Annotated in this window: 5 protein-coding genes; 4 read left to right on the top strand and 1 reads right to left on the bottom strand. The window is 65.1% G+C overall.

What is annotated here, in order from left to right; translation table 11 throughout:
• Positions 1-55 precede the first annotated feature (55 nt).
• The 4 genes from murA (at position 56) to hisC (ending at position 4,604) form a co-directional block, all read left to right on the top strand.
• Positions 56-1,321 carry a UDP-N-acetylglucosamine 1-carboxyvinyltransferase gene (gene murA, locus ACIP0B_RS27635; protein ID WP_085578621.1) on the top strand — a complete coding sequence of 422 codons (1,266 nt, stop codon included), beginning with the start codon at positions 56-58 and terminating at the stop codon, positions 1,319-1,321.
• A gap of 141 nt (positions 1,322-1,462) precedes the next feature.
• Positions 1,463-2,098, top strand: a complete 636-nt coding sequence (gene hisG / locus ACIP0B_RS27630) for an ATP phosphoribosyltransferase (RefSeq protein WP_085578623.1) — start codon at positions 1,463-1,465, stop codon at positions 2,096-2,098.
• A gap of 124 nt (positions 2,099-2,222) precedes the next feature.
• Positions 2,223-3,548: a histidinol dehydrogenase gene (gene hisD / locus ACIP0B_RS27625; RefSeq protein WP_400838206.1), complete on the top strand. Its 1,326-nt coding sequence runs from the start codon at positions 2,223-2,225 to the stop codon at positions 3,546-3,548.
• 3 nt (positions 3,549-3,551) lie between these two features.
• A complete protein-coding gene (gene hisC, locus ACIP0B_RS27620) occupies positions 3,552-4,604 on the top strand; it encodes a histidinol-phosphate transaminase (RefSeq protein ID WP_400838203.1) in 1,053 nt (350 codons plus the stop codon).
• A gap of 186 nt (positions 4,605-4,790) precedes the next feature.
• Here hisC and algW read toward each other — a convergent pair whose 3' ends face one another.
• Positions 4,791-5,951 carry a Do family serine endopeptidase AlgW gene (gene algW, locus ACIP0B_RS27615; protein ID WP_217893639.1) on the bottom strand — a complete coding sequence of 387 codons (1,161 nt, stop codon included), beginning with the start codon at positions 5,949-5,951 and terminating at the stop codon, positions 4,791-4,793.
• Positions 5,952-6,120 lie beyond the last annotated feature (169 nt).

The following is a 6,120-nucleotide window of genomic DNA, read 5'->3' as shown; positions in this document are numbered from 1 at the left end:
CTCAGGTGCGCTCGGCCCAGGCCGCGCTCCTGAGCCTTAGGGCGTCGAGATTCTTATGGATAAATTGATTATTACCGGTGGCGCACGTCTTGACGGCGAGATCCGGATCTCCGGGGCGAAGAACTCCGCCCTGCCGATTCTGGCGGCCACCCTGCTGTGCGACGGCCCGGTCACCGTGGGCAACCTGCCGCACCTGCACGACATCACCACCATGATCGAGCTGTTCGGCCGCATGGGCATCGAGCCTGTGATCGACGAAAAGCTGAGCGTGGAAATCGACCCGCGCACCATCAAGACCCTGATCGCCCCGTACGAGCTGGTCAAGACCATGCGTGCGTCGATCCTGGTGCTGGGCCCGATGGTCGCCCGTTTCGGCGAAGCCGAAGTCGCGCTGCCGGGCGGTTGCGCCATCGGTTCGCGTCCGGTCGACCTGCACATCCGCGGCCTGGAGGCCATGGGTGCGGTCATCGACGTCGAAGGCGGCTACATCAAGGCCAAGGCGCCTGAAGGCGGCCTGCGCGGCGCGCACTTCTTCTTCGACACCGTCAGCGTGACCGGCACCGAGAACATCATGATGGCCGCTGCCCTGGCCAAGGGCCGCAGCGTGCTGCAGAACGCCGCCCGCGAACCTGAAGTGGTCGACCTGGCGAACTTCCTGAACGCCATGGGCGCCAAGGTTTCCGGCGCCGGCACCGACACCATCACCATCGACGGCGTAGAGCGCCTGGCGCCGACCTTCTACAAGGTCATGCCAGACCGCATCGAGACCGGCACCTACCTGGTGGCCGCCGCCGTCACCGGCGGGCGCGTGAAGGTCAAGGACACCGATCCGACCATTCTCGAAGCCGTCCTGGAAAAGCTGCGCGAGTCCGGCGCCGAGATCACCAGCGGCGAAGACTGGATCGAACTGAACATGCACGGCAAGCGGCCGAAGGCGGTCAACGTGCGCACCGCGCCATACCCGGCGTTCCCGACCGACATGCAGGCGCAGTTCATCTCGCTCAACGCCATCGCCGAAGGCACCGGCGCGGTGATCGAGACGATCTTCGAAAACCGCTTCATGCACGTCTACGAACTGCACCGCATGGGCGCCAAGATCCAGGTCGAAGGCAACACCGCCATCGTGACCGGCACCGAGATCCTCAAGGGCGCACCGGTCATGGCGACCGACCTGCGCGCTTCGGCCAGCCTGGTGATTTCGGCCCTGGTGGCCGACGGCGACACCCTGATCGACCGCATCTACCACATCGACCGTGGCTACGAGTGCATCGAAGAGAAACTGCAGATGCTGGGCGCCAAGATCCGCCGCGTTCCGGGCTAGTCCTGCATCCGGACACAGGGAGGTGTCCACCGAGTTCGTTTTTGGTCGAGGGCTGCCGTTCCGTCAGGGACAAGCCCTCGATGTGTGTCCGGCGCCGATCGCGTCCGGGCATGAGTACCTTGATAAGGACTGACGCTACCCATGTTGACCATCGCACTGTCCAAGGGCCGCATCCTTGACGACACCCTGCCGCTTCTGGCCGAAGCGGGCATCGTGCCGACCGAGAATCCGGACAAGAGCCGCAAGCTGATCATCCCCACGACCCAGGAAGACGTCCGTCTGCTGATCGTGCGCGCCACCGACGTGCCGACCTATGTCGAGCATGGCGCTGCCGACCTCGGCGTGGCCGGCAAGGACGTGCTGATGGAGTACAGCGGCCAGGGCCTGTACGAGCCGCTGGACCTGCAGATCGCCCAATGCAAGCTGATGACCGCCGGCAAGGTCGGCGCCGCCGAGCCCAAGGGCCGCCTGCGGGTGGCGACCAAGTTCGTCAACGTCGCCAAGCGCTACTACGCCGAGCAGGGCCGTCAGGTCGACATCATCAAGCTGTACGGCTCGATGGAGCTGGCGCCGCTGATCGGTCTGGCCGACAAGATCATCGACGTGGTCGACACCGGCAACACCCTGCGCGCCAACGGCCTGGAGCCCCAGGAACTGATCGCCACGATCAGCTCGCGCCTGGTGGTCAACAAGGCTTCGATGAAGATGCAGCACGCCCGGATCCAGGCGTTGATCGATACCCTGCGCAAGGCAGTGGAATCGCGACACCGCGGCTGATGTACCCGCGCGGCCCCCGGCTGCGCCCGTCTATCCGCCTCATAGCCAGAATCTCAGGTGCCCAAGCGGAACGACTGCTAAGTTAGGGCGCCTGAGTTTTCGCCATTCCTATGAGGCTCTCGCTATGACCGCACCGACTGCAATTCGCCGACTCAACGCTGCTGACCCGGATTTCGCGCATCATCTGGATCATCTGCTGAGCTGGGAAAGCGTGTCCGACGACTCGGTCAATCAGCGGGTGCTGGACATCATCAAGGCCGTGCGCGAGCGCGGCGACGATGCGCTGGTCGAGTTCACCCGCCAGTTCGACGGCGTGGACGCCGCCTCGATGGCGGACCTGATCCTGCCGCGCGAACGCCTGGAACTGGCCCTGACCCGCATCACCCCGGCCCAGCGCGAGGCGCTGGAAAAAGCCGCGGGGCGCGTGCGCAGCTACCACGAACGGCAGAAGCAGGACTCCTGGAGCTACACCGAGGCCGACGGCACTGTGCTCGGCCAGAAGGTCACGCCGCTGGACCGCGCCGGCCTGTACGTGCCGGGCGGCAAGGCGTCGTACCCGTCGTCGGTGCTGATGAACGCGATTCCGGCGAAGGTGGCCGGCGTCGGTGAAGTGGTCATGGTGGTGCCGACCCCGCGCGGCGAGGTCAATGAGCTGGTGCTGGCCGCCGCGTGCATCGCCGGGGTCGACCGGGTGTTCACCATCGGCGGCGCCCAAGCCGTCGCCGCGCTGGCCTACGGCACCGAAAGCGTGCCGCAGGTGGACAAGGTGGTCGGCCCGGGCAACATCTATGTGGCCACCGCCAAGCGTCACGTGTTCGGCCAGGTCGGCATCGACATGATCGCCGGCCCGTCGGAAATCCTCGTGGTGTGCGACGGCCAGACCGATCCGGACTGGATCGCCATGGACCTGTTTTCCCAGGCCGAGCACGACGAAGATGCGCAGGCGATCCTGGTCAGCCCGGACGCCGAATTCCTCGACAAGGTCGCCGCCAGCATCGACAAGCTGCTGCCGACCATGGATCGCGCCGCCATCATCGAAACCTCGATCAACGGCCGCGGCGCGCTGATCCAGGTGCGCGACATGGCCCAGGCCATCGAGGTCGCCAACCGCATCGCACCGGAACACCTTGAGCTGTCGGTTGCCGACCCGCAGGCCTGGCTGCCGCAGATCCGCCACGCCGGCGCGATCTTCATGGGCCGCCACACCTCCGAGGCGCTGGGCGACTACTGCGCAGGCCCCAACCACGTTCTGCCGACCTCCGGCACCGCGCGGTTCTCCTCGCCACTGGGCGTCTACGACTTCCAGAAGCGCTCGTCGATCATCTTCTGCTCCGAGGCCGGCGCCTCTGAGCTGGGCAAGACCGCGTCGGTGCTGGCCCGTGGCGAATCGCTGAGCGCCCACGCGCGCAGCGCCGAATACCGCATCCTCGATGAACAGCAGGGGAACTGAGACATGAGCAAATTCTGGAGCCCGTTCGTCAAGGATCTGGTGCCTTACGTGCCGGGCGAACAGCCGAAGCTGGCCAAACTGGTCAAGCTCAACACCAACGAAAACCCGTACGGCCCGTCGCCCAAAGCGCTGGCGGCGATGCAGACCGAACTGAACGACAACCTGCGCCTGTACCCGGATCCGAACAGTGATCTGCTGAAAAACGCCGTCGCCCGTTATTACGGCGTGCAGAGCAACCAGGTGTTCCTCGGCAACGGCTCGGACGAAGTACTGGCCCACGTGTTCCACGGCTTGCTGCAGCACGACAAGCCGCTGCTGTTCCCGGACATCAGCTACAGCTTCTACCCGGTCTACGCCGGGCTGTATGGCATTCAGTTCGATGCCGTGCCGCTGAACGCGCAATTCCAGATCGATCCGGCGGACTACGCCAGGCCGAACGGCGGGATCATTTTCCCCAACCCGAACGCCCCGACCGGCTGCCTGCTGGCGCTCGACGCGGTCGAGCAAATCCTCAAGGCCAACGCGGATTCGGTCGTGGTGGTGGACGAGGCTTACATCGACTTCGGCGGCGAGACGGCCATCAGTCTGGTGAACCGTTATCCGAACCTGCTCGTCACCCAGACCCTCTCCAAGTCACGCTCGCTCGCGGGGCTGCGGGTCGGGTTGGCGGTGGGGCACCCGGACCTGATCGAAGCGCTGGAGCGGATCAAGAACAGCTTCAACTCCTATCCGCTGGACCGCATGGCGAATGTCGGGGCGGCGGCAGCGTTCGAGGATCGCGAGTACTTCGACAAGACCTGCCGTCTGGTGATCGAGAGCCGGGAATGGGTGACCGCGCAATTGCAGGCCAAGGGCTTTGAGGTGCTGCCGTCGGCGGCCAACTTCATCTTCGCTCGCCATCCGCAGCACGACGCGGCCGGTCTGGCGGCGAAACTGCGCGAGCAGGGCGTGATCGTGCGGCACTTCAAGCAGGAGCGGATCGCCCAGTTCCTGCGTATTTCCATCGGCACGCCGGAGCAGAACCAGGCGCTGATCGACGGCCTCGGCGAGCTGTGACAGCCTGCTGAGCCGATCAAAAAAGGCCGGCACCTCAACTGAAGGTGCCGGCCTTTTTTTCATCTTGCCTTGCGGCGCTTCGGCTGACGCCATCGCCAGCAGGCTGGCTCCCACAGGGGATCTGGGCGGATCGCAGCTGCTGTGTTCACCGCAGAACTCTGTGGGAGCCAGCCTGCTGGCGATGGGTCAGTTCTCTTCCTGTTCCTTGACCGGCGCCGGCGGCGGACGCAGGCCGATCTCCGCGGTCAGCTTCAGTTCCTTGCCGTTGCGCATCACCTGGATCGTGACCTTGTCGGTCGGTTTGATCCGCGCCACCTGGTTCATCGACTTGCGGCCGTCACCGGCCGGTTCGCCGTCGATGCTCAGGATCACGTCGCCCAGTTGCAGGCCGGCCTTCTGCGCCGGGCCGTCGCGGAAGATCCCCGCCACCACGATCCCCGGACGCCCGGACAGGCCGAACGATTCCGCCAGTTCCTGGGTCAGCGGCTGTACCTCGATACCGAGCCAGCCACGGATGACCTGGCCGTGCTCGATGATCGACTTCATGACCTCCATCGCCAGCTTCACCGGGATCGCGAAGCCGATGCCCTGGGAGCCGCCGGACTTGGAGAAGATCGCCGTGTTGATGCCGGTCAGGTTGCCGTTGGCGTCCACCAGCGCGCCGCCGGAGTTGCCGGGGTTGATGGCCGCGTCGGTCTGGATGAAGTCTTCGTAGTTGTTCAGGCCCAACTGATTGCGCCCGGTGGCGCTGATGATGCCCATGGTCACGGTCTGGCCGACGCCGAACGGGTTGCCGATGGCCAGGGCCACGTCGCCGATGCGGATGTTGTCGGAGCGGCCCACGGTGATGGCCGGCAGGTTCTTCAGGTCGATCTTGAGCACCGCCAGGTCAGTCTCGGGGTCGCTGCCGATGACCCGGGCCAGGGTCTCGCGGCCGTCCTTGAGGGCCACGACGATCTGGTCGGCGCCGCTGGTGACGTGGTTGTTGGTCAGGATGAAGCCTTCCGGGCTCATGATCACGCCGGAGCCCAGGCTCGACTCCATGCGCTTCTGCTTGGGCGAGTTGTCGCCGAAGAAGCGGCGGAACTGCGGGTCTTCGAACAGCGGATGGGCCGGTTTGGCGATGACTTTGGTGGTGTACAGATTGACCACCGACGGCGCGGCGATGGTCACGGCGTCGGCGTAGGTCACCGGCCCCTGCTGAATGCTGGTGGTCTGCGGGGCTTGCTGCAGGTTGACGTCGAGGCTAGGAAGCCCGACCCACTGCGGGTAACGCTGGATGATCAACAGAGCGATAAGCACGCCGGCCAACAGCGGCCAGCCGAAAAAACGCAGCGCCTTGAGCATTAAGCACGTCCTGGAAAAGTTGCAGGCGGGGTCGGACCGCCCATAATGTCGCGCATTATACCAGGCCGCGCGCGCCTCTGAACGTGATATTTAGGAGTCTTTAATGGCCCTCGCCCTCAGCACCCAGGTAGAGTAAGCCGACCCATACCTCGACAGTTCTAAAATCGCA

Origin of the sequence: Pseudomonas sp. NPDC089534, assembly GCF_044749305.1 — a bacterium.
GTDB lineage: Bacteria > Pseudomonadota > Gammaproteobacteria > Pseudomonadales > Pseudomonadaceae > Aquipseudomonas > Aquipseudomonas ekonensis.
This window is presented reverse-complemented; position numbering and strand designations above follow the sequence as displayed.